The sequence below is a fragment of the Curtobacterium sp. Curtsp57 genome (genome assembly GCF_047324335.1).
Lineage (GTDB): Bacteria > Actinomycetota > Actinomycetes > Actinomycetales > Microbacteriaceae > Curtobacterium.
Genome location: NZ_CP168511.1, coordinates 911,463 through 932,326, shown reverse-complemented (window position 1 = coordinate 932,326; position 20,864 = coordinate 911,463). Strand labels below are relative to the sequence as shown.

Annotated in this window: 20 protein-coding genes and 1 pseudogene; 9 read left to right on the top strand and 12 right to left on the bottom strand. The window is 67.2% G+C overall.

What is annotated here, in order from left to right:
- Nucleotides 1–2 precede the first annotated feature (2 nt).
- From ACEN9V_RS04395 to ACEN9V_RS04380, 4 genes are read right to left on the bottom strand one after another with little or no spacing between them, the layout of a single operon-like run.
- Nucleotides 3–626: a response regulator transcription factor gene (locus tag ACEN9V_RS04395; protein WP_413602288.1), complete on the bottom strand. Its 624-nt coding sequence runs from the start codon at nt 624–626 to the stop codon at nt 3–5.
- A complete protein-coding gene (locus tag ACEN9V_RS04390; RefSeq protein WP_413602287.1) occupies nt 623–1,822 on the bottom strand; it encodes a sensor histidine kinase in 1,200 nt (399 codons plus the stop codon). Before ACEN9V_RS04390 ends, ACEN9V_RS04395 begins: the two co-directional genes overlap by 4 nt.
- Nucleotides 1,823–1,869: 47 nt before the next feature.
- Nucleotides 1,870–2,652, bottom strand: a complete 783-nt coding sequence (locus tag ACEN9V_RS04385; protein ID WP_413602286.1) for an ABC transporter permease — start codon at nt 2,650–2,652, stop codon at nt 1,870–1,872.
- Nucleotides 2,649–3,485, bottom strand: a complete 837-nt coding sequence (locus tag ACEN9V_RS04380; RefSeq protein ID WP_413602285.1) for an ABC transporter ATP-binding protein — start codon at nt 3,483–3,485, stop codon at nt 2,649–2,651. Before ACEN9V_RS04380 ends, ACEN9V_RS04385 begins: the two co-directional genes overlap by 4 nt.
- 564 nt (nt 3,486–4,049) lie before the next feature.
- On the opposite strand from ACEN9V_RS04380, the gene ACEN9V_RS04375 reads away from it, so the two are divergent.
- From ACEN9V_RS04375 to ACEN9V_RS04365, 3 genes are all read left to right on the top strand, one after another.
- A complete protein-coding gene (locus ACEN9V_RS04375; RefSeq protein ID WP_413602284.1) occupies nt 4,050–4,532 on the top strand; it encodes a hypothetical protein in 483 nt (160 codons plus the stop codon).
- 125 nt (nt 4,533–4,657) lie between these two features.
- Nucleotides 4,658–5,014: a hypothetical protein gene (locus tag ACEN9V_RS04370; RefSeq protein WP_413602283.1), complete on the top strand. Its 357-nt coding sequence runs from the start codon at nt 4,658–4,660 to the stop codon at nt 5,012–5,014.
- Entirely contained in the window at nt 5,001–5,501 is a 501-nt protein-coding gene (locus ACEN9V_RS04365) for a hypothetical protein (RefSeq protein WP_413602282.1), read from the top strand. The genes ACEN9V_RS04370 and ACEN9V_RS04365 overlap by 14 nt, the downstream gene beginning before the upstream one ends.
- A 5-nt stretch (nt 5,502–5,506) precedes the next feature.
- Here the strand turns inward: ACEN9V_RS04365 and ACEN9V_RS04360 are convergent.
- Nucleotides 5,507–6,174, bottom strand: a pseudogene (locus tag ACEN9V_RS04360) (SDR family NAD(P)-dependent oxidoreductase).
- A gap of 529 nt (nt 6,175–6,703) precedes the next feature.
- Here ACEN9V_RS04360 and ACEN9V_RS04355 point away from each other — a divergent pair.
- A complete protein-coding gene (locus ACEN9V_RS04355; RefSeq protein ID WP_413602281.1) occupies nt 6,704–8,047 on the top strand; it encodes an N-6 DNA methylase in 1,344 nt (447 codons plus the stop codon).
- 237 nt (nt 8,048–8,284) lie between these two features.
- Complete coding sequence (locus ACEN9V_RS04350) at nt 8,285–9,568, top strand: hypothetical protein (RefSeq protein ID WP_413602280.1); 1,284 nt, start codon at nt 8,285–8,287, stop codon at nt 9,566–9,568.
- A 194-nt stretch (nt 9,569–9,762) separates the two neighbouring features.
- Here ACEN9V_RS04350 and ACEN9V_RS04345 read toward each other — a convergent pair whose 3' ends face one another.
- Nucleotides 9,763–10,398 (bottom strand): NUDIX hydrolase, encoded by a 636-nt coding sequence (locus tag ACEN9V_RS04345; protein ID WP_413602279.1) that lies wholly within the window; start codon nt 10,396–10,398, stop codon nt 9,763–9,765.
- Between the two features lie 83 nt (nt 10,399–10,481).
- Here ACEN9V_RS04345 and ACEN9V_RS04340 point away from each other — a divergent pair, with 83 nt between their 5' ends.
- On the top strand, nt 10,482–11,426 hold the full coding sequence (locus tag ACEN9V_RS04340; RefSeq protein WP_413602278.1) for an ADP-ribosylglycohydrolase family protein: 945 nt from the start codon (nt 10,482–10,484) through the stop codon (nt 11,424–11,426).
- Nucleotides 11,427–11,509: 83 nt separating this feature from the next.
- Nucleotides 11,510–12,034, top strand: coding sequence for a GrpB family protein (locus ACEN9V_RS04335; RefSeq protein WP_413602277.1), 525 nt, complete (start codon nt 11,510–11,512; stop codon nt 12,032–12,034).
- A 9-nt stretch (nt 12,035–12,043) separates the two neighbouring features.
- On the opposite strand, the gene ACEN9V_RS04330 is transcribed toward ACEN9V_RS04335, so the two are convergent.
- The 5 genes from ACEN9V_RS04330 to ACEN9V_RS04310 all read right to left on the bottom strand — a co-directional run bounded on the left by ACEN9V_RS04330 (nt 12,044) and on the right by ACEN9V_RS04310 (nt 15,640).
- Nucleotides 12,044–12,532, bottom strand: a complete 489-nt coding sequence (locus ACEN9V_RS04330; RefSeq protein ID WP_413602276.1) for a hypothetical protein — start codon at nt 12,530–12,532, stop codon at nt 12,044–12,046.
- Nucleotides 12,529–12,915, bottom strand: coding sequence for a hypothetical protein (locus tag ACEN9V_RS04325; protein ID WP_413602275.1), 387 nt, complete (start codon nt 12,913–12,915; stop codon nt 12,529–12,531). Before ACEN9V_RS04325 ends, ACEN9V_RS04330 begins: the two co-directional genes overlap by 4 nt.
- Before the next feature lie 159 nt (nt 12,916–13,074).
- Nucleotides 13,075–13,575 carry a hypothetical protein gene (locus tag ACEN9V_RS04320; protein ID WP_281267549.1) on the bottom strand — a complete coding sequence of 167 codons (501 nt, stop codon included), beginning with the start codon at nt 13,573–13,575 and terminating at the stop codon, nt 13,075–13,077.
- Nucleotides 13,569–15,365, bottom strand: a complete 1,797-nt coding sequence (locus ACEN9V_RS04315) for an alpha/beta hydrolase (protein WP_413602274.1) — start codon at nt 15,363–15,365, stop codon at nt 13,569–13,571. The genes ACEN9V_RS04320 and ACEN9V_RS04315 overlap by 7 nt, the downstream gene beginning before the upstream one ends.
- Nucleotides 15,362–15,640 carry a hypothetical protein gene (locus tag ACEN9V_RS04310; protein WP_413602273.1) on the bottom strand — a complete coding sequence of 93 codons (279 nt, stop codon included), beginning with the start codon at nt 15,638–15,640 and terminating at the stop codon, nt 15,362–15,364. The genes ACEN9V_RS04315 and ACEN9V_RS04310 overlap by 4 nt, the downstream gene beginning before the upstream one ends.
- 848 nt (nt 15,641–16,488) lie before the next feature.
- Here ACEN9V_RS04310 and ACEN9V_RS04305 point away from each other — a divergent pair.
- Both ACEN9V_RS04305 and ACEN9V_RS04300 read left to right on the top strand, forming a co-directional pair.
- Nucleotides 16,489–19,188: a TM0106 family RecB-like putative nuclease gene (locus ACEN9V_RS04305; RefSeq protein WP_413602272.1), complete on the top strand. Its 2,700-nt coding sequence runs from the start codon at nt 16,489–16,491 to the stop codon at nt 19,186–19,188.
- Nucleotides 19,189–19,440: 252 nt separating this feature from the next.
- Nucleotides 19,441–20,172 (top strand): nuclease-related domain-containing protein, encoded by a 732-nt coding sequence (locus ACEN9V_RS04300; RefSeq protein ID WP_413602271.1) that lies wholly within the window; start codon nt 19,441–19,443, stop codon nt 20,170–20,172.
- 136 nt (nt 20,173–20,308) lie between these two features.
- Here the strand turns inward: ACEN9V_RS04300 and ACEN9V_RS04295 are convergent, their stop codons facing one another.
- On the bottom strand, nt 20,309–20,734 hold the full coding sequence (locus ACEN9V_RS04295; RefSeq protein WP_413602270.1) for an SseB family protein: 426 nt from the start codon (nt 20,732–20,734) through the stop codon (nt 20,309–20,311).
- Nucleotides 20,735–20,864 lie beyond the last annotated feature (130 nt).

The following is a 20,864-nucleotide window of genomic DNA, read 5'->3' as shown; positions in this document are numbered from 1 at the left end:
CGTCAGAGGATGCGCAGCTCCATCGCGCGCGTCACCGCTCGGGTGCGGTCGCCCACGCCGAGCTTCTCGAACACGTGGCCGAGGTGTGTCTTCACCGTCGTCTCGCTGAGGAACAGCGTGCGACCGATCGCCGGGTTGCTCTGGCCCTGCGCGACGAGCCGGAGCACGTCGAGCTCCCGGGGCGTGAGCGATGGCCCGGTCGGCACGGCGCCGGTCGCCCGGCGGACCAGTGCGGCTGCTGCCGAGGGCGCGAGCGCCGTCTCGCCCCGCGCGGTCGCCCGGACCCCGGCGAGGATCTCGGACTCGGGAGCGGCTTTCAGCAGGTACCCGGTGGCGCCGGCCTCGATCGCGGCGAGGATCTGGTCGTCGGACTCATAGGTCGTGAGGATCAGCACGCGGATCCCGGGCTCCACGGCGAGGATCTGCGCGGTCGCGGCGTCCCCGTCGATCCCCGGCATCCGGAGGTCCATCAGCACGACGTCGGGTCGCTCGGCGAGCACCGTCGACACCGCTGACTCGCCGTCGGCGGCCTGACCGACCACCTCGACGTCGTCGGCGTCCTGGAGGAGCGCGACGATGCCCGCCCGGACGACGGGGTGGTCGTCCGCCACCACGACGCGGATCACCGGGTCACCGCCGCAGCGGGGTACTGGACAGCCGGGAGGCTCGGTGTGGCCCCGGCGGGCAGGCTCGCCTCGACGACGGTGCCGCGTCCAGGGTGGCTGGTGATCCGGCAGGACCCGCCCGCCAGGGCGAGGCGCTCCCGCAGGCCGCGGAGTCCGTGGCCCGCGGTCGGGTCCGATGCGTCGAAGCCGACCCCGTCGTCCGTGATCCGCAGGACGGTCTGCTCCGGCGAGGGGCGCAGTGCGACGCGCACCGAGGCGGCGCGAGCGTGCGCGCGGACGTTGCCGAGGGCCTCCTGGGCGACCCGGAGCAGCACCACCTGCGCGTCGCGGTCCAGCGCGCAGTCGGGCGCGTCCACCGTGACGGGCGTGCCGGTCTCGCGGGTGTGCCGCTCGCCGAGGCGGTGCAGCGCGCCGCCGAGGCTGTCGCGGGTGACACCGGCGGCACCGGCGGCGATGAGGGCTCGTGACTCCTCGAGTGCTGCGCGGGCGGATTCCTCGAGGACGGTGAGGCGTTCCTCGAGCGCGTCGGTGCGGTCGCTCGCGAGGTCGCTCTGCGCGCGCTCCGTGAGCATCACGATCCCGGCGAGGTTCTGAGCGACGGTGTCGTGGATCTCCCGGGCCAGGCGCTCCCGCTCGCTCGCGATGCCGGCGGTGCGGTTCGCCTCGGCGAGGGACGTCTGTGTCGCGCGGAGTTCGTCGAGGAGTCTGCGGCGCTCCTCGGACAGGCCGGCGACGCTCGAGATCCAGACGCCCATGGCGCACGCGCCGACGACGCTGATGCCCTCGATGAGGAGGGTGCTGACGAGCGCCCCGGCGCCGCTGGAGACCTGCAGGCCGATGCCGCTCGCGACGCCGATCGCGATCGAGAGGAGGACGGCGCTCCTGATGCGTTCGGACTGGACCCACACGAGCGGGAACAGGATGCACTGGACGAACGCGGTGCTCGGGGCGACGGCGGGCAGGACCAGCGCGGCGGCGACGAGCAGGGGGAGGAACGCCGCGGCTGCCCGGGGCTCGTCGTAGCCGCGATGCCCGAAGGCGGCGTAGGCGACGACCAGCACGGCGATCGCGGCGTACGCGGGCCAGCGGGTGCTCCACGGCGACCAGCCGTAGGCGGTGATGAACGCCGTGAGGGCCATCGTCGCGGCGAAGAAGGCGTGCAGCCACCGGTTCCGCACCCAGGTCGCACCGGTCATACCGTCAGCATCCCACCTGTGTCGCTCCCTTCCCGTGTTTCTCGGCATCATGCGTCCTTGCGGTTCCAGCGGAACGTCAGCACGCAGGCCACCGTGCCGAGGACCAGCCACGCGACCAGGACGAGCGTTCCGAGGCCGAGCTGCCACGAGCCTCCCGGCTCGGCGGACGCGAAGGCGTCCGGCAGGAAGACGGAGCGCATCCCGCTCGCCATCCAGCGGAGGGGGAAGACCGACGCGACGTTCTGCAGCCAGCCGGGGAGCTGCGTGAAGGGGAGGTAGACGCCGGAGATGAACTGCAGGACCAGGACCACGGGGACGATCGTCGCGGTGGCGCGGCGGCCCTCGCGGGGGAGTGCGGAGATCGCGATGCCGAGGACGCAGCTCGTCGCGATGCCGAGCAGCATGATGCCCGCGAAGCGTGCCCACTGCGCTGGCGCTGTCGGCAGGTCCACGCCGAAGACGATGCTCGCGATGCCGATCAGCAACGCCGTCTGGAGGATCGTCGTGACGAGGACCATGCCGATCTTGCCGATGAAGTAGCTCAGCACCGGGAGTGGCGTGCCGCCGAGGCGCTTCAGGGTGCCGTCGCTGCGTTCCGTGGCGATGTCGACGCCGAGGGACTGGGTGCCGGAGAGGAGGAAGCCCGTCGCCGCCAGGCCGGGGAGGTAGTACGTGGCGTAGTCGACGCTGGCGCTCCCTGCTCTGATGTCCGCGGCGCTGCTGAAGGCGACCGAGAAGAGGGCCAGCATGATGATCGGGAAGAGGAACGTGAAGAACACCGCGTCGGGGGCGCGGAAGTAGGAGCGGATCTCGTAGGTGATGCGGTTCACTTCGACCCCACCATCTCGAGGTAGACGTCCTCGAGGGACGGGCGGATGACTTCGAGGTCGTGCATCGGGTCTGTGCTTGCCCTGATCAGGGCTGCGGGGTCGGTCGTGCGTTCGTCGTGCTGTTCGTTGTCGCTCGTCCACCTGACTCGGGGGGTGCGTGCTTCGGCGCCGCCCAGCTCGTCGATCGGGGCGAGGTCGAGGAGCCTGCCGTCGGCGATGACGGCCGCCCGGTCGGCCAGGTGTGCGGCCTCGTCGAGGTAGTGCGTGGTCAGGAGGATCGTCGTGCCCTCGCCTTGGACCTGCCGGAGGAGGCCCCAGAACTGGCGGCGAGCCTCTGGGTCGAAGCCGGTCGTGGGTTCGTCGAGGAACAGGACCTCCGGACGGCCGATGATGCCGAGGGCGACGTCGACGCGGCGGCGTTGGCCGCCGGAGAGCCTCGCTATCCGGGTGTTGCGTTGTTCCGTGAGCCCTGTGGCGTGCAGGGTCTCTTCGACGTCCCGACGCCTCGGGTAGAGCGTTGCGAAGTGGCGCAGCTGCTCGGCCACGGTGACGTTCGGGGACTCCGCGCTGGACTGCAGGACGATGCCGATCCGGGCGTTGTGGCTGCGGCTCGTGCGGGCGGGGTCGTGGCCGAGGACCGTGACCGTGCCGTCCGTGCGCGATCGGTAGCCCTCGAGGATCTCGACCGTGGTGGACTTGCCGGCGCCGTTGGGGCCGAGGAGGGCGAAGGTCTCGCCGGCCTCGATGGTGAAGGAGACGTCGTCGACGGCGAGCTTGCCGGTGGGGTAGCGCTTCGTGAGGTGGTGGACCTCGACGGTGGGGGTGGCGGGCATGAGACCAGCGTGGTCCGTCTTCGGGCCGGCCAGATCGGCGGAGGGGGCGGGAGGGGGTCCTCCGATCGGAGGATCTCAGCAGACGAGCTCGCCGCGAGATCGTGCGAAGAGGGAGTCGCCGTCACCCAGGCGAAGCGCCGGGCTCACCAGAAACCGTTGGTGCTGAAATCATCGGGGACCACGAAACACTGGGAAGACGACTTGATCGAGATCGTGTCCGCGATTCCGCCGACACTCACCAAGTAGCCCTCACCGTCTTCGCCGAAGACCTCGACGTTCGGCTGGCCCGAGTCGTCTTAATGTCGTCCGCCGCAGCCGACACCTTCGCCGACGCCGCATCGAGGGCGGCGTAGACGACCTTGAGCTCACTGCTCACACGTCGCCCCGTGACACATGGTTCATCCCCTCAGATGGTGCAGACCGCCAGCCCCTCCGGCGACCCGCAAATCACGCTAGCAGACAAGAAATCCTCACCCATGCGATTGGAACGGCATGCGTCCATGGAGTTGAGAGCGAGCTTCGAGCGACCCTGTGCTGATATGTTGCCGATTGGGGTGATGCGAGATGGGAATCTGGGTGGGGAGACGGCGGGGGCTGCTCGCTTCGGCGCTCGTGCTGGTGTTCGGGACGGTGCTGAGCGGCTGCACGGTGTGGCCGGCAGCCTCGCTTTCGGTTGACGACGCGAAGCGTGAGGCGATTGCATTCCTCGAACAGACCGTGGGCCAGGAGGCCCACGTCGCCTGGCCAGTAACCCCGGATCCGATCGCCACTCGGTGTGCCGGTGGCGATGGTGTGCGGTTCCAGTACCTGGTTGTCGCCTCCACGAAGAAGGGGAGTCACCTCGCGGAATCGCTCGGCACGTACTGGACTTCGGCGGGATTCGAAGTGGTCCGGTCGCAGGAGGACTTCGGCGAACACGGGGTGCTGTACTCCGCGACTGCCCGTGCCGACGAGAAGCCATGGGGATCGTACGAGATCTCCCGTTCAGGCATCAACCTGTACATCGACTCGCGCTGTGCTGCAGGCGACGTTCGGAACTTCGAGTGAACCTGCGCAGGGTCGTCGGGGCCTTGTGCGGGGTCGTCACGCTCGTCGGCGCGGCTGGGTGTGCGGCGACGATCGATCGGGAGGAGCCGATCACCACCGCGGAGGCGCGGAGTCGCGCGGTCGAGGTGTTCCGCGACCTCACCGCGCTCGCACCCACCACCTGGCCTGACGGCGTACCGGATCCGATCGCGAACGACTGCCAGATGGGCAGGGACCGAGGGGTCCAGTTCACGTACTTCGCCGAAATCGATGCCCCCGCAGACCCACGTGCGCTTGTCCACCAGGCCGCTGCGCACTGGCGCGAAGACGGATACACGTTGACTGCAACGGACAAGCCGATCGATGACGAGACCGGTCACATCTTCACGGTGGTCGCTCGCGCCTCGGGGGAGTCGCGTGTGTCGATGAGTGCCACGCGAATCCGTGCCCACATCTACATCGACTCTGTGTGCGCCGGAGGGGACCCCGATGACTACCGGTGATCGCCTGGTCCGGAAGCGCAACAAGTCCAAGCGGACGAGCGCGCTCGTCTTGGGGACCGCGGCGATCCTCTCGCTGTTCATGCTCGTCGGATGCTCTACCGCGCAACCGGGTCCAGCAGAGGCGAAGCGGTCCGCGGTAGAGCTGCTGAAGAAGACCGAAGCGCGCGTCGCCGTCGACTGGCCCGGGACCCCGGAGCCGAGTGCGGAGCGATGCGACCGAGGGGTCCGGTTCGGATACTTCGTCGCGGTGCAAGCGCCGACGGATTCGAGAGCAGTCGTGCGCGAGCTGCAGGAGCTCTGGCGGTCCGAGGGCCTGGAAGTGTCCCCTTCGGAGACCGACTTCGGTCAGGAGACAGGAGTGCTCGTCTCCGCCACCGCGGACGCGAACGGAGGACCAGGCGCGGCCTACCAGCTCAGCGACGCGGCTCTGGTGATCCGCGTGACTTCCCCGTGCGCCAACGGGGCGATCGAGGACTACGAGGAGTGATCCGTTCAGCGCATCCGCGTCGACGCGATCCCGCCGTCGACGTCGATCGTGCCGCCGTTCACGAAGAAGGCTTCGTCGGAAACGACCCACCGCACGGCACGGGCGATCTCCACTGGCTGGACCGGACGGCCCGCGGGGGTCCCCTGCGTCATCGCCGCCAGCACGTCTGCTGAATCCGCGTTGCCCGGCGTCGCCGTCGCGACCGGGGCCACCGTCACCACGCGGATGCCACGCTGCCCGTACTCCGCGGCCCACGCCCGGGTCAGCTGCTCCACCGCTGCCTTCGTCGCCGGTACAGCGCCATGAACGGCACATCGACCCGTGCCATCCACGAGCCGATGTTCACGATGTTCCCGCCGCCGCGCGACACCATCGACGGCGCCAGCGCTGCGACGAGGACGTGCGGAGCGCGGATGTTCGTCGCGAGGAGTGCCTCGACCGTGTCGTCCGACATCGACTCCGTGGGACCGCCCGGGTACACGCCGGCGTTGTTCACGAGGACGTCGACGTGCCCGCCGAGCTGCGTCAGCGCCTCTGCTGCGAGGGCGCGGACGACGTCGGCGTTCTGGGACAGGTCGGCAACGACCGGGACCGCACGTCCGCCGCGCTCTTCGATGGCAGTCGCGACCGCTCGGGTGCGGTGCTCGTCGCGGCCGTGGACGGCGACGGTCATGCCGGCAGCGGCGAGTTCGTGGGCGATGGCCTCGCCGATGCCGCTCGACGCTCCGGTGTGGCGGGGGTCCTCCCCGCAGGAGACGTACGTCGCCGCTTTGCCCGGTCATCTGCGCGGCTGAGCGTGTACAGGCCTTGTGGCAGAGACATCCGGCACTCCCAAGCCAGGTAGGCTCGCGGGGTCTGTTAGACGCAAGTTAGGCAGTCTCGAACTCGTGATTGACGCATCCGCGCTCGCTCCGGATGGGAAGTTGAGGATAGTGCTCGATCCTAAGCCCTCGCTACCGCTGGCTTCGTTAGAGGAAGCCCCTGTCGGCGGCAACCCATCTCGTCCGCCAAGGGTGGGGCGATTCTCTCCCCCTCGCGTTCACCGTGCAATAGAAGCTCTGCGCGCTGACACCAGGCGAGCGCTCGAGTCCAAATGGCTAGCCGCGGTGTGTGCGTTTGCCAGTGAGGCTCGGCCAGATCTCAAGGAATCCTTCGAGACATTTTTAGGGATAACTTCCTCGAGCTCCAATTATCTACGCGGAATGACCATTGGCGAAGTTGGCGTAGTTTACGAAGCGCTCTTGGCAAATCTCGGTCGTAGTGAACGCAAGGCTAGCGGGCAATACTTCACACCCGACGACGCTGCAGCATTCATGGCTGAACAATCGCGCACGTTCCCAGACGAAGGCGTTTGGCTCGACCCTTGTACGGGCGTCGGGAACCTCGCCTGGCACCTCGCCGCTGCTCAGGCGGACCCTGCTTCGTTCGTTAAACACAGGCTCACCCTTATCGATCTGGATAAGACTGCTTTGATGACGGCTGTCGTAGTCCTCGTGAGCACCTACGCGGAGGAAAACGATCGAACCGCTCTGGCAGCGATATGGGGTCGGAGTCAAGTCCGGGATTTTCTCTCAGACGAGGATTTGCCGCCCCATGACTTTGCGATTGTAAACCCCCCGTACGCCAGGAGTGCTCGTCGGAGTGGGTTCAGAACGGCCGCGGCGAACGAGCTGTTTGCCTACTTTATAGAGCGAGTATCATCTACGTCTCGCGGTCTGATCGCTGTGACGCCAGCTGCATATTTGAATGCACCACGATATCAGACGCTACGTGATCATCTCGACCAAACTCAAACCGGAGGGTACGTATTCGTTTTCGATAATGTGCCAGACACGTTATTTCGAGGCTACAAGTACGGATCAACAAATACATCAAGCACCAACTTCGTTCGCGCTGCGATCACAGTTTGCGCCCCAGATAGTGCCGGATGGCGGATAACTCCAATCCTTAGGTGGGCTGCCGGATCGCGGAGTCGAATGTTTCTGCAAGCTCACGACCATCTTGTGAATCGGCGCATTGGACCTGACGGGCAATGGGCAAAAGTGATGCGCGGTACCGAGCAGTTGTGGCAATACCTAGAGAGTGCGACGCATTCGCTTTCAGATTTCCTCGTTCAAGGCCCGACTGAGTACCGCTTGGAAGTCGCTTCGACGCCGCGCTATTACGTCTCGGCATCAATCCGTCCGCTCGATCGCGCGAGCAAGCATATCCTATTCTTTGCGAACGTCGAAAGTCGCGATCGTGCTTATCTCATGATAAACTCTTCTGTAGCGTATTGGTGGTGGCGTGTGATCGACGGAGGGGTTACTTTGCCGCTTCGCGCGTTGCGATCTTTGCCAATGCCGGAGTTTGCTCCGGATGACTCTATTGTCGCTCGTCTTCGGCATTCTGAAACAACAGACGTGGTATCTAAACTTAATGCTGGACGTCACAATGAGAATGTCAAGCGGTCTCCGGCTTTGGTGGAGGCAGTGAATCGGTGCGTGTTGGGAGGTGCGCATTGGAGTTTTCGAGAGGTCTACGCTCCTGACTTATTCGCCGTCTGACTTTGGCCCTCGGACTGGGGTTTGATCATCTGAGAAGTAGTCGGTATTGTGACGCGTGTGAATCAGGGTGCTGACCAACGCGACGTTCGTAACCCCGAACCGTCTAGGCCGAGAACGCATCGAGTGGGTCTCGAGCGAGAGTTCATTCCTGCAGAAACTCTGACAGAGGCGACAACCCGAGTCCGAATGTTGACTGGTGTTACTCCTGAATCAACTCGGGGAGAAAAGCGTGCGCTCTTGGCTCTGCGCGACGCACTGGGTCTCGATATAGCAACCGTTGAAACGAACGCTGTACTCGGGTCTGCGCTTGCCGAGGCTCTCGATGTCGCCTGGTTGCCAGCGATTTACGTTGACGCAAATAGGCTCACTCTCGCTGGCGTGAATGCGCTTCTTGAAGGCGCGACGTTCGCGTACCAGGAGGGTGCACTGCGGGCTCTGCAGCCTAAGCGCTCCGACCATTTCGCTGCACCGGCCTGGGCTGACTTTCGGCCTGCAGTTTCCAAGATCGAGGCTGTGACTCGTATTGCGGCCCTGACCAACTCGAGCCCGGAGTGGTTGGGGCCTGGTAGTAAAGAACACAAAAGCGTCCTCGTCAACCTCGGCGCTAGCTTGCTGCCCAGTCTCGATCAAAGTGGATTGAGTAAGACGCAGCTGGCTGCCGCGATCGCTGAAGGTCTTGACGCGCCGTGGAGTGACGACTTCATTTCAACCGGGGAGACGATTCGGTTGAATGGATTGAATGCAATTCTGGCCGGCGCTGAGCGTCGACTTGGTAGGCTTGGGTCCTCTTACGCTGCTGGCTTGACGCCCGAAGGGGAAGGCGTTGCCCTGGTCGATGCGCTCTGGCAGAAAATGCTGACCGAAAAAGAAGAGCGTTGGGATGGTAGGAAGAAAATTGAATGGCTTCGCGACGAGGGTACCCGTCAGGAAAATCAGATGGAGTGGCCTGGTTTCTATTTCGAGTATCGTGGTCGCGACGTGCTCAATAGCACATTTCGCCCTAACCCGCACCCTTTGCGAGTGAAGTATGGACACACGGTCTTTGACTACTCGCTGAATCATGTTTGGGATCTGAAATCGCACACTGCTGAACGTGAACGGCCCGGCTATGCCACGGTGATGCGAGGTGACGACGAGGTTCAGCTCAATGATGCGTCTGCGGTTCGTGCTTGCGTCGACGAGCAAGGTCTTGGCTTCATTGTTCTCACCGGTAGGGCAGTCAGTGACGAAGACGGTGAATTCAAGCGCTGGCACGACGAGTTCAAGGGTAAACCGAGTCGGCCGAGCTTGAGTGGAAAATCACGTGCACGCAAAGCCGCGTTCCTGCCCCTGGCGGTGGAGGCGTTTTGGATTTCCAACACAGCCGCTTTGGACGCGGGGGTATTGAGTGGAGCGCTCAAAGCAGTACCGCAGGGCCGGCAATCATCTGGTGCAGCGAGGCCAGACAAGTTCCACATGAGGCTTGAGCCTGCGCGGCGGATCATGAGTGTCGCTTCGCGCGCTTCCCGTCTCGGGTCTTAGTGCCTAAGGCGATCCGCAGGGTGCTCGCCTTGAGGGCCTTCTGTCGGGAGGCCCCTCGAGGGACGTCGGGGATCTCCGTGACCTCCTCGAGTGGGATGCCGAACTCGGGACGGACGCGGTTGCAGCGGTCGGCGCGGTCGATGACGGACCCCACGCCGGACCGCAGCGACTGCCCGCCCTCGGCGACATCCGCGCTACCGCACGTACAACGTCGCCGGCTTCCCCGGCCCCTCCGCAGCCTTGGCGTCCGTCGCCGTCAGCAGCGGCACCATCGCCCGTCGGAACGAGTCCGGCAGCAGCCGCTCACCGAGGACGGCTTCGTGCAGCCCCCGGAGCGCGGACATGGTGAACGGCGAGGGCAGGAGGCCGTGCGGGTCCGGCGCCCCACGATGATCGGCACGGAGCCGAGCGACCGCGAAGCCGAGGATGTCGTCGTGCCCGTGGACCATGCCCGTCGCCTCGCCGATCGGCACGAGTCGTGCGTCGTCCCCGAGATCGAGCGACGCTGCCGGCACGACGTCGAGGTGCGCGACAGACAGCACCCACCCGCGGTCGTCTCGCGAGGGATCGTCGAACACGTGCAACTGCCGCGGCGCGAGCCCCGTGACGCCGGCCTTGTCGCGAAGCGATCGGAGCACAGCGTCCGCGAGCCGCTCGCCCTCGTGCACGAACGTTCCCGGCAGCCGCCAGTCGCCGTCTGACTGGTCCCGGACCTGCACGACCGCTAGCGCCCCGCCGACCGGGACGGTGAGCACAGCGGTGTCGACGGCGACGGAGGGTCGCGGGTAGTCGGCCAGGCGCTTGCCGTTCGCATCGCGATACTCGGTCACGGCACGAGTTTACGCATGCTTGCGTAAACCTGTCGACGGGTGCATGCTGGGTTTACGCAATTCCGCGTAAATCTGGAGGGGCCATGACGAACACACTCGACCGTGCAGTCGGCGCAGTCCTGGGATCCGCTGCGGGCGACGCCCTCGGCGCCGGCTACGAGTTCCAGCCACCCGTCCCGGAGCCCAAGCCCATCCGCATGAAGGGCGGCGGCGCGTTCAACTGGGCACCGGGGGAGTGGACCGACGACACGAGCATGGCCGTCCCGATCCTGCGCACCGCCGCTCGCGGCGGCTCGTTCGCGGACGACGCGGCGTTCGACGGGCTCGTCGCGGCCTGGGCGGACTGGGCACGGACCGCGCCGGATGTCGGCATCCAAACACGCAGCGTCTTGGCCGGTCTGGAGGCTCGGACCGCGTCCGCCTCGCGGGCGTCGGCCCGGCGGGTCCACGACCAGAGCGGTCGTTCCGCTGGCAACGGATCGTTGATGCGGACGACGCCACTGGTCCTGGCGTACCTGGACCCGGCGGAGGACACCGATCGTCGGCTCGCTGACGCTGCCCGGGCGGTCAGCGACCTGACGCACTACGAGGCCGATGCCGGCGATGCGTGCGTGCTCTGGTGTGTCGCGATCCGGCACGCCGTCCTGACGGGGTCTCTCGACGTCCGTCGCGGTCTCGACCAGCTGCCGAGCGAGCGGCGCCGACTCTGGGCTGAGCGACTGTCCGCTGCCGAGGCCGGCCAGCCCGTCGACTTCACCGCGACGAACGGCTGGGTCGTGTCCGCGCTGCAGGCTGCGTACGCCGCGGTCCTCCGGACGGACTCGCTCGAGGGGGCGCTCGTCGCAGCGGTCCGATCCGGCAACGACACCGACACGGTGGCGGCGATCGCCGGGGGACTGTCCGGGGCGCTGTACGGCGCGTCTGCGCTGCCGGGCGACTGGCGGGAGCTGCTGCACGGCTGGCCCGGGCTCCGAGCGGACGACCTCGTCGCGCTGAGCTCGCAGGCGCTGCGGGTTCGAGCGGCCTGATCTCAGCGGTGTTTTCGGCGGTGTCGGAGGCTTCGATGGGGGGAGCCTCCGGCGCCGCCATACACGTGGATAGGCTGCGGGTGATGGTCGAACTGGTGGAGCACCGAGCGGAGTGGGGCGCGCTGTTCCGTTCGGAAGCCGATCGGCTCGCTTCCGCCCTGGGCCCGGCCGTCACTGCGATCGAGCACATCGGGAGCACCGCGGTCCCAGGGCTCGTGGCGAAGCCGATCATCGACCTCGCGGCTCGTGCTGCTGCGGGCGTCGACCCGTTCACGCTGTCGTCCCTCGTCGCGCCGCTCGGGTACGAGCGGCACCGTCGCGGCCCGAAGAACCACGGTGTCTACGTCCGCTCGATCGGAGAGCAGCGGACGCACATCCTGCACGTGTTCGCGGCGGACGAGTGGGAGACCTGCAACCAGCGGCTCTTCCGCGACGCACTGCTCCGGGATCCCGCGGCTCGAGCGCGGTACGGGGAGCTGAAGCGGGCGCTCGCCGGAGCCGCTGACGGGCGGGACTACACGGCGGGGAAGCGGGACCTCGTGGAGGAGGTCCTCAACGTCGAGCGTGCGCGACGAGGGCTACCGCCGACGTCGGCCTGGGACAAGTGAGCGTCGGAGTCACTCGATGTCGTTGTAGTAGTCGTCGACGTTGCCCGAGCCGCACATCGACTCCACGGTGATGATCATGCGGCTCGTGGTTGCCGAGAACTCGATCGTGCTGACGATGTGATCCTGGGAACGGACCCGATGCAGGATTTCGCCGTCCGCGCGTTCGACGTTCTGCGTCCATGTGGGCAGTCCCTTGTCTCGCCAGGCATGGTCGACTCGTTCCATGACGGCTTTCGGGTTGTCCACGGCACCTTCGGAGATCTGATCCCACGAGAACGAGACCCCGGTGAAGCCGCGCGGCCTCGGGCACTCGTCCGGGGACGGGCCGTCGCTCGTGCTGGTCCACTCGCCTCCGGCGACGTCCATCGTGTCGCGAACCAAGGCCTGCATCTGGTCCGATGCGTCCTCCGCCGTCAGGAGGGGCGCTTCTGTCGTTCTTGTGCACCCTGTGACGGCAAGGAGGACCGTCACGACGAGTGCGGCGGTGCGGGTCCTCAATTGAAGTCGCTGGCGTTGCCTTCGGCGCAGTCCGACGAAAGCTGGATCACGGTGTTCATGGCACTGGCTCCCAGGCCGATCGTCGAACCTCCATCGCTCTCGGCGCCGACGTAGTACAGGGGTCGGTCGTCGTTCAGAGAGCTCTTGGTCTGGTGCGTGGAGTAGCCGTTCTCCTTGAGGACCGCTTCGGCCCGATTGATGTAGTCGCGAGGATCCGAAGGCGGTGCGCCTTCTACCGACCAGCTGAACTTCACGCCTTCATCAGATCGTGGTCCACAATCAGTCGCGGTCGGCTGACGGAGCTCCGGTATGGCCGCATCGTCCAGCGCACGGAGCTTCTCCACGATCGCCTCGCTGCCGCTACGTACTTCATCCGGGGTCATGCGCGATTCCGATGCGGTCTGGGGAGTCCCTGTCTGAGTTGCGCAGCCACTGGCGAGGAGCACCGCGGTGACGACTCCGACCCGGGAGGTCAATGCTCCGATCACGAGTACCGACGACGGTCCGAGAGCGACAATTCACCCGCCTGCCTCGGGGGCGTCTCATTCGTAGTCCGCAAGGTCGCCCCCCGCGCAAACCGAGTCGACGGTAAGGGAAGAGGTCTGCTGATTTGCGGTTGCCGACACCGCGGGGCGGTCGCTGTCCTTGGTCTGTACCTGGTAGAGAACGCCGTACTTGCCGAAGTCTGTGCTCCGAGTCGACACTGCAAAATCGTTCTTACGAAGAGTGGCTGCGACCGCATCGATCCACGCTTTGGGATCGGTCGGAGGTGTGCCGCGAGAGTCCCAGTGAAACTGGACACCTCCGTGCGGATCGCCGTCGTGGCTGCACTCGGTCGGGGCTGGTTCTGCTGTCCGACTGACCGATGACCATTCGGAACCGGCGACATCGAGCACGAGGTTGCGTGCTGCCTCTGCATCTTGGCGATTCCTTTGGACATCCATCGTGTCTTCTCCCGTTGCTGAGCAGCCACAGAGCGCCGTGACCACTGTGATGAGGATCGCTGTCAGCGGCATCCGCAAGTTCCACGTGCGCGTCACCATGGGTCCAGGGTCGCCTTTGCTGTGTTGATGAGGGCTGAAGTATCCGGGTCAAGATATCCGAATGGGTCGCTGTCCGACTTGTGTTTCACCGGGTCGTGAACGGTGACGCCGTATGTCGGGCCGTCGATGTTGCCGCCGTGAACAGAGTCAGCGTCCGTCGGAAGGTCCTCTGCCCCGAAGGCCGGAGCGCTCGGATCGGTGCGCCCGCTCACGAGGCGTCCACCAGGTGCGACCCATTCGTCTCCGGTGCCGGCGTAGACGTGTTCGGCACCAAGGTTCCCAGCATCGTGGATCCAGGAGGGGATTCCCGCGGAGCCGAGGTTGACCGAGCTCTGGATGCCGAGGTCAGGTTGCGTCGCCATGGCGATCGCCGTCGTGGTGGTGCCGTAGGAATGCCCGACCAGATTGAGGACAGCGCTGTCATTCCTGCTCGCGCGGAACCCGACGAGGTCGGACACCAGCTGCTTGGCACCGGCGTCCGCCTTGTCGTCGCTGAAGACTTCTCGCGATCCAGTGCCGAAGTTCTTCGGGGTGTCGTAGTTGATCCACTCGACAACTGCGGTCTCGCTCGGGTCGCCGGTGACGTGGTCTTGGACCTCCTTGAGGTTCCGCACGCCGCGCTGTAGAACTGTTGCGTCGCCGAGCGTCGTCCCCATGCCCGGCACCACGTAGCTCACGTTCGGTGCCGTGTCCAAGTCGCCGACCGAGATTGCTCCGAGCGGCGGCTTCCCCATTCGAAAGCTCACCACTTGGACAGGGGTAGCAGAGAAGGTCTCGTCTGGTAGCTGGCTGCCCCGAGCGGCGCTCGCGAAGTTCTTCAGCTGATCGTTCAAGAGCTGCTCCTCGACGAGCTCCTGAGCGAGGTCGTAGGGGCGGAGCCCGGCCGAGACGGCATCCTCGATGGACTTCTTCAATGCGCGGAGTCGATCATCCGACGCCTTCTTCTGGCGCTTGAGTTCCGCCCTGTTCGCGGTGTCCCGCGCCCAGTACGCGACGCCGTTGAGGTTCCCGATCACGGCAGGGAACGCCGCGATGAACGCATCCTGCGCGGCCGAGTGGGCGCCCTCCGAGCCCTTCCCGTCGTCACCGCCGAGATCAGACCACCACTTCGCGACTGCCTTCGGGTCGCTCACCTTGCCCAGGCGATCGGCGAGTGCCTTGTCGCCGGCGAACGCGGCGATCTCCTCCGGCTTCAGTCCGCCCAGGAACGCGAGCAGCTGCGCGTCGGTCATCCCCGCGATCGTTGCGGCGCTCGTCGCGAACGCGCCGATCACCTCGGACTCACCGAGCTTCGACGCGGTCTCCGCATCCGCAGCCTTGCGGCGAGCGACGAGGTCCTGCCACGACTGCTCGAGCGCGACCTTCAACACCTGCAGGCCGGCGGCTTCGGCGGAGAGCCCGAGCATCTTGGCGGGGGCGTCGTCGGCGTCGGACTTCTGCAGCTTGTCGACCGCTCGCGCGTTCGAGGTCAGGTCCTGGTGATTTCGGCTCTGCGCCGCTTTGATCGTCTGCGCTTCGGTCTGGATCTGCTCGATCCGTGTGGCGTAGGAGATGAGGATGGTCGCGGCCTGGTCGATGTGGCCGGCGATGCGCTCGCCGCCGGCACCCACCTCGGCCGCCGCGGAGACGAACGATGCCTTGTTCTTCGCCTTCCACTCTCCGTCGGAGACGACCTCCGCCTGCCGGTGTACCTGGTTCGAAGCGGTGCGGATCTTCGACGATCGCTGCTGCAGGCGCTGCGCGACGGAACGGATCGACTGGGGGTCGCCTGCAGTCGGGTCCGCGCTCACGAGCCGGCCGCCCGTGCTCGGGAGGCGTCCCACTCCTCGAAGGCAGCGACGACGCCGTGAGCCTGTTTCGCGACGGCGCCCGTGTTGTTCTCGAGCGCGGTGGTCATGTTGGTTTGCACGCGGAGCGACATCTCGAATGCGGACTGCACCTCGGCTGCACCGAAGTCCGCACCGCCGAGAACGGTGACCGCGACGCTGCTGAGCTGCGTCTGACTCTGCTCGATCTTGCCCGCGATGCCGCGGATTGCCCCCGCGTCGATGACGACGTCCGTCACGATGTTCCTTCCCCCGAAGTGGTACGTCCGGCAGCATATCAGCCACGGTCCCGGTGTCGGGCGCCGCTGTTACGGTGCAGCAATGCAGATCACGCCCGAGGGCCACGCGCTCCTCAGCCCGAGCGACCTCACCACGTGGGCGTCGTGCGAGTGGGCGTTCCTGCGCAGGCTCGACGCCAAACTCGGCCGCGGGGAAGCTCTGCCTGAGTCGCACGACGACATGCTCGACCGGACGGCGAAGCTCGGGGACAAGCACGAGCTCGACTACCTCGAGATCCTCAAGGCGACCCACGATGTGGTCGAGTTCGACCGCCCGGCGCCGCAGGACTACGGCACCGCTGCCGAAGCGGCACTGCAGACCATGCGCACGGGCGCGGACGTCCTCTACCAGCCGACGTTCCACCGACCGCCGACCGCGGAGGAGTCGGGCTTCATCGGCTTCGCGGACTTCATCATCCGCAACGACCGCGGCGAGTACGAGGTCTACGACACCAAGCTCGCCCGCCACGCCAAGATCAGCGCCCTGCTGCAGCTCGCCGCCTACGCCGAGCAGATGCGCGCACACGACATCCCGACGGGCGAGCAGGTCCACCTGGTCCTCGGCGACCGCACGACGACCACGCACGACCTTGCCGACATCACGCCGGTCTACCGCACGCAGCGCGCCGAGCTCACACGGGTGATCGCGGAGCGGATCGCAGCGGACGAGCCCCTGCGGTGGGGCGATCCGCGGTACAGCAGTTGCGGTCGCTGCGCCGTCTGCCAGACCCAGGTGGAGGAGCACCGCGACCTGGTCCTCGTCGCAGGGATGCGCCTCGACCAGCGGACGAAGCTGATCCGGCAGGGGGGTGCTGACGATCGACGACCTGGCGGTCCGCACCGCACCGGTGCCCGGCATGTCGAGCACGACGCAAGGTCGCCTGGTCCGTCAGGCGAGCCTCCAGGTCGAGTCGGAGCGGACGGCGACGAAGAAGCCGGCATGGGAGCTGGCAGACGCACGAGCCCTCGACGCGATCCCCGTACCGGACGCGGGCGACGTGTTCTTCGATTTCGAGGGGGACCCGCTCCACACCGAGGACGGCGTGCACTGGGGACTCGACTACCTCTTCGGCCTGGTCGACGACTGCGCGGCGTTCACGGCGTTCTGGGCGCACACGATCCGCGACGAACGACAGGCCCTCGTGGACTTCCTCGCGTTCGTCGAGGAGCGTCGACGCGAGCACCCCGGCATGCACGTCTACCACTACGCCGCCTACGAGCGGACGCACCTGCTGTCCCTCGCCGCGCGGCACGGCGTCGGCGAGGAAGCCGTCGACGACCTGCTCCGCGCGGGTGTGCTCGTCGACCTGTACCCGATCGTCCGCAAGGCGCTCGTCGTCGGCAGCCACAGCTACTCGATCAAGAAACTCGAGCCGCTGTACATGGGCGAGGACCTGCGCCTGAGCGACGTGACGAATGCCGTGGACAGCATCACGGCCTACGTCGACGCGATCGAGGAACTCCGGAACGGCGATGCCGCCGAGGGCCAGCGGATGCTCGACCAGGTCGCGGACTACAACGCGTACGACTGCCGCTCGACTCTGCGTCTGCGTGACTGGCTGCTGTCGCTCCGGCCGCCGTCCACGGAGGCGCCGGCCGAACTCGACCTGCCGCCGATCCCCGTCGAGCGCGAACCGAACCCCGTGTACGTCGCCCTGGCGTCCGAGCTCGAGCACGTCGAGGCGCTCGACCGCACCCCTGACCAGACCGCGTTGGCGCTCGCCGCGGCCGCGATCGACTACCACCGGCGCGAAGCCAAGACCTTCTGGCAGGACCACTTCGACCGGCTCCGCAACCCGGTCGACGAGTGGGCAGACACCCGCGACGTCCTCGTCGTCGAGCGTGCGTCCGTGGAGCGCGACTGGGACACGCTGCCGCGTGCCCGCTCGCAGTCCCGAGAACTCCGGTTGTCGGGGACGCTCGCGCCCGGCAGTCGGCTCCGGCCTGGAGGCTCGCCCCACCTCGTCTACGACGACCCACCTCCGCCATCGGTCGGCTCACCGGGCCCCGGGTCGAAGGGTGCGACGGACCGCGCCGTGATCCTGGACGTCCACGATGACGGCGAGGCAACAGAGGTACTCGTGCTCGAGCGCCTACCCGTCGGTGGGGAGCCGCACCACGAGTTCCCGGTCGCGCTCGCGCCGTCCTCGCCGCCGCGCGCGAAGCCCCAGCCCGAGGCGATCGCCGAGTGGGGTGCCGAGGTCCTCGACGCGCTGCCGGAGATGCTGCCCGACCCGGCGTTCGACCTGCTCCGGCGGGTGCCCCCGCGCGGGGCGATCACGCCCGTGGTCGGTGACGACACCGTCGCCGCGGTGATCGCGACGCTGCTCGGGCTCGACCGGTCGTACCTGGCGATCCAGGGCCCTCCCGGCACGGGCAAGACCTACGTCGGGTCGAACGTCGTCGCGCGACTCGTGCGTGAGCACGGCTGGCGCGTCGGCGTCGTGGGACAGTCGCACGCGACGAGCGAGAACTTCCTGACCTCGGTGGTCCGAGCGGGAGTGCCGGCCGACCGCGTCGTGAAGCAGCCGAAGGCCGGTGCCGACGCCGACGAGATCGAGGCGGCAGCGTGGACCCCGGTGAAGAACGGCGCCGCGATCGCCGCGTTCCTGGAGTCCTGCGAGCAGAGCGGCACCGGGGGAGTCGTCGGCGGCACGGCGTGGACGTTCGCGAACGAGTCGACGATCGCGCGGCGCTCCCTCGACCTGCTCGTCGTCGACGAAGCCGGACAGTTCTCCCTCGCCCCGACGATCGCGTCCTCGATCGCCGCGACCCGGCTGCTCCTGCTCGGTGATCCGCAGCAGCTGCCCCAGGTCTCGCAGGGGTCGCACCCCGAGCCCGTCGACGAGTCGGCACTCGGGTGGCTGGCGGACGGCGAGCACGTCCTGCCGGCGGAGTTCGGGTACTTCCTCGCACGGACCCGGCGGATGGAGCCGGCGCTGACGTCGGCGGTGTCGGGGCTGTCCTACAACGGACAGCTCACGTCGATGGCGACCGGGCGGCACCTCGAGGGCATCGACGCCGGTGTGCACCCGGTGCCGGTCGTGCACGCGGGGAACACCACGTCGTCGCTCGAGGAAGCGGCACGTGTCGTGTCCCTGGCGAAGGACGTCGTCGGTCGGTCCTGGACCGACGGCGACACCGTGCGGACGCTGACGGACGAGGACGTCATCGTCGTCGCGCCCTACAACGCGCAGGGCGCGGTGATCCGCCACGAGCTCGACCGCGCGGGCTTGACCGGTACCCAGGTCGGGACGGTCGACATGTTCCAGGGACGGGAGGCCGTCGTGTCGATCGTGTCGCTCGCGGCGTCGAGCGCGGCCGACATCCCACGGGGGCTCGACTTCCTGCTCATGCCGAACCGCCTGAACGTGGCGCTCTCCCGTGCGAAGTGGGCGGCGTACCTCGTGCACTCGCCCGCGCTGACCACGGCCCTGCCGCCCTCGATCCCCGGCCTGTCCCTGCTGTCCCGCTTCATCGAGCTGGTCGAGCCGCCTCGACCGCTCTGACCGCTTCGACCGCTCGGAGTCGCATCGCAGCCCTGCACGCCAGGCTGTCGCCCGAACGTGGGCTTTCCTCGAACAGTGAGTGATTGCGATGCTCGGATCGTGACGGACCTGACGACGCCCATCGCGAACGGTGCCGACCCGGAGCGCCCATCGGGATCTCGAGCGACGCCGGTCGGGTCCCTGCCGCTGACCCTCCGGGCTCGGCGGCCTGGGTATGCCGTGATGCAAGAGTGCCTACGCATCCAGTCCTCCGTGCCGAGCCGAACGAGTGCGCAGCGTTTCTGGGGTTCTGACCCGGTCATCCCAGCGGCACGTTCGTGGTTCAAGGGAGCGGTCGGAGAGCGGCGCGTCGCCGCGGAGCTCGAACGGCTCGGACCCGCGTTCACGGTCCTCCACGCCGTTCCTGTGGGCACGGGATCGACGGACATCGACCATCTGGTCATCGGGCCGAGCGGCGTCTTCTCGATCAACACGAAGAACCACAGCGGCCAGCGTGTCTTCGTCGGTGGCGGGTCGTTCATGGTCAGCGGGAAGAAGACGTCGCACATCGGAGCAGCGCAGAGTGAGGGCCGGAAGGCCACGCGGTTGCTCTCGGCGGCAGCAGGGGGGCCGATCGAAGTGGAACCACTCCTCGTCGTAGCTGCTGACCAGATCCGGTTCGGGAAGAAGCGTCCGCCCGTCGTCGTGTTGACGCCCGAGCAGGTGCGGCCCTGGATATCCGGCCGTGCTCGAGCCCACTCCGACGAGGCGGTCCGGTACCTCTCGATGCTGGCAGAGGATCGCGGGACCTGGCACGCTGCGGCAGTCGTGCTGGACGACACGCTCCGCCTTGAACAGCGCTTCGAGCGGCTCGTGCGAGAGGTCGAGGGGGCTCGACTGCGTCGGCGTCGAGTGGCGCTCGCTGTGTTCCTCGGTGTGGTCGGGGTCCCGGTGGCGGGATTGATCGCGCTGTCCAGCGTCGCGGCGTCGCTGCTCGGCGGTTGACCGCTGGTCGCCTCAACCCGACCCGGCCGGGGCCGCTTCTGCTGATGATGCTGACCGATCTGGTTCTCTGAGCCCGGACTTCGCGAACCGGATCGGTCACGGGTGAGCCCGGATGCGCTCCGGGCCGCTCATGCGCTCAGGCTTCGACGGCCGCCTCGTCAGCGACCGCGCCGCGGAGCTCGGCGCGGATGGCCGCGAGGGCGTCCGCGTGCAGGAAGTTCGCCGCCTCGCCGCTCGTCGGGTCGACGACGATGCCGAACTCCTCGGGCACGGCGGTCACGAGCTCGGCCATCCGGACCGGGCGTGCCTCGGTGTCGGGGAGCCCGGCGGCGAGCTCAGCTGGATCGGTGAACACCGGCACGAAGGGCAGGTCGCGGATCATCACGTGCGCGATGCTCCCGCCGTCCGGGGCGTCCGCTGACTTCCAGGGCACCCAGGCGGCACTCCCGAGGAACCCAGCCGCCGACGACGCCATGCGCCGCCGGAGCTCGCTCGCTGCGGTCGACGCCCTGTTCTCGACACCGCGGCCGAATGCCGACCCGGTCGACTGGTCGTTGCTCATCGGACTCCTCCAAGTGGTGGACGGCCATGGTCCCACGCGCGAGGGCAACGGGCCTGGATGCGCACTCCGGACACCGGTATCGGAGCCGGGGCATACAGTCCGATCCAGTGCCCGATCCAGTGCCGACGTC

Bases quoted from the DNA above. Each gene is read 5' to 3' on its own strand.
- ACEN9V_RS04365 (WP_413602282.1), top strand. From the start codon at position 5,001: ATGACTACCGGTGATCGCCTGGTCCGGAAGCGCAACAAGTCCAAGCGG.
- ACEN9V_RS04335 (WP_413602277.1), top strand. From the start codon at position 11,510: ATGGTCGAACTGGTGGAGCACCGAGCGGAGTGGGGCGCGCTGTTCCGT.
- ACEN9V_RS04355 (WP_413602281.1), top strand. From the start codon at position 6,704: ATGACCATTGGCGAAGTTGGCGTAGTTTACGAAGCGCTCTTGGCAAAT.
- ACEN9V_RS04340 (WP_413602278.1), top strand. From the start codon at position 10,482: ATGACGAACACACTCGACCGTGCAGTCGGCGCAGTCCTGGGATCCGCT.
- ACEN9V_RS04325 (WP_413602275.1), bottom strand. From the start codon at position 12,915: ATGACCCCGGATGAAGTACGTAGCGGCAGCGAGGCGATCGTGGAGAAG.
- ACEN9V_RS04295 (WP_413602270.1), bottom strand. From the start codon at position 20,734: ATGAGCAACGACCAGTCGACCGGGTCGGCATTCGGCCGCGGTGTCGAG.
- ACEN9V_RS04380 (WP_413602285.1), bottom strand. From the start codon at position 3,485: ATGCCCGCCACCCCCACCGTCGAGGTCCACCACCTCACGAAGCGCTAC.
- ACEN9V_RS04320 (WP_281267549.1), bottom strand. From the start codon at position 13,575: ATGGTGACGCGCACGTGGAACTTGCGGATGCCGCTGACAGCGATCCTC.
- ACEN9V_RS04390 (WP_413602287.1), bottom strand. From the start codon at position 1,822: ATGACCGGTGCGACCTGGGTGCGGAACCGGTGGCTGCACGCCTTCTTC.
- ACEN9V_RS04375 (WP_413602284.1), top strand. From the start codon at position 4,050: ATGGGAATCTGGGTGGGGAGACGGCGGGGGCTGCTCGCTTCGGCGCTC.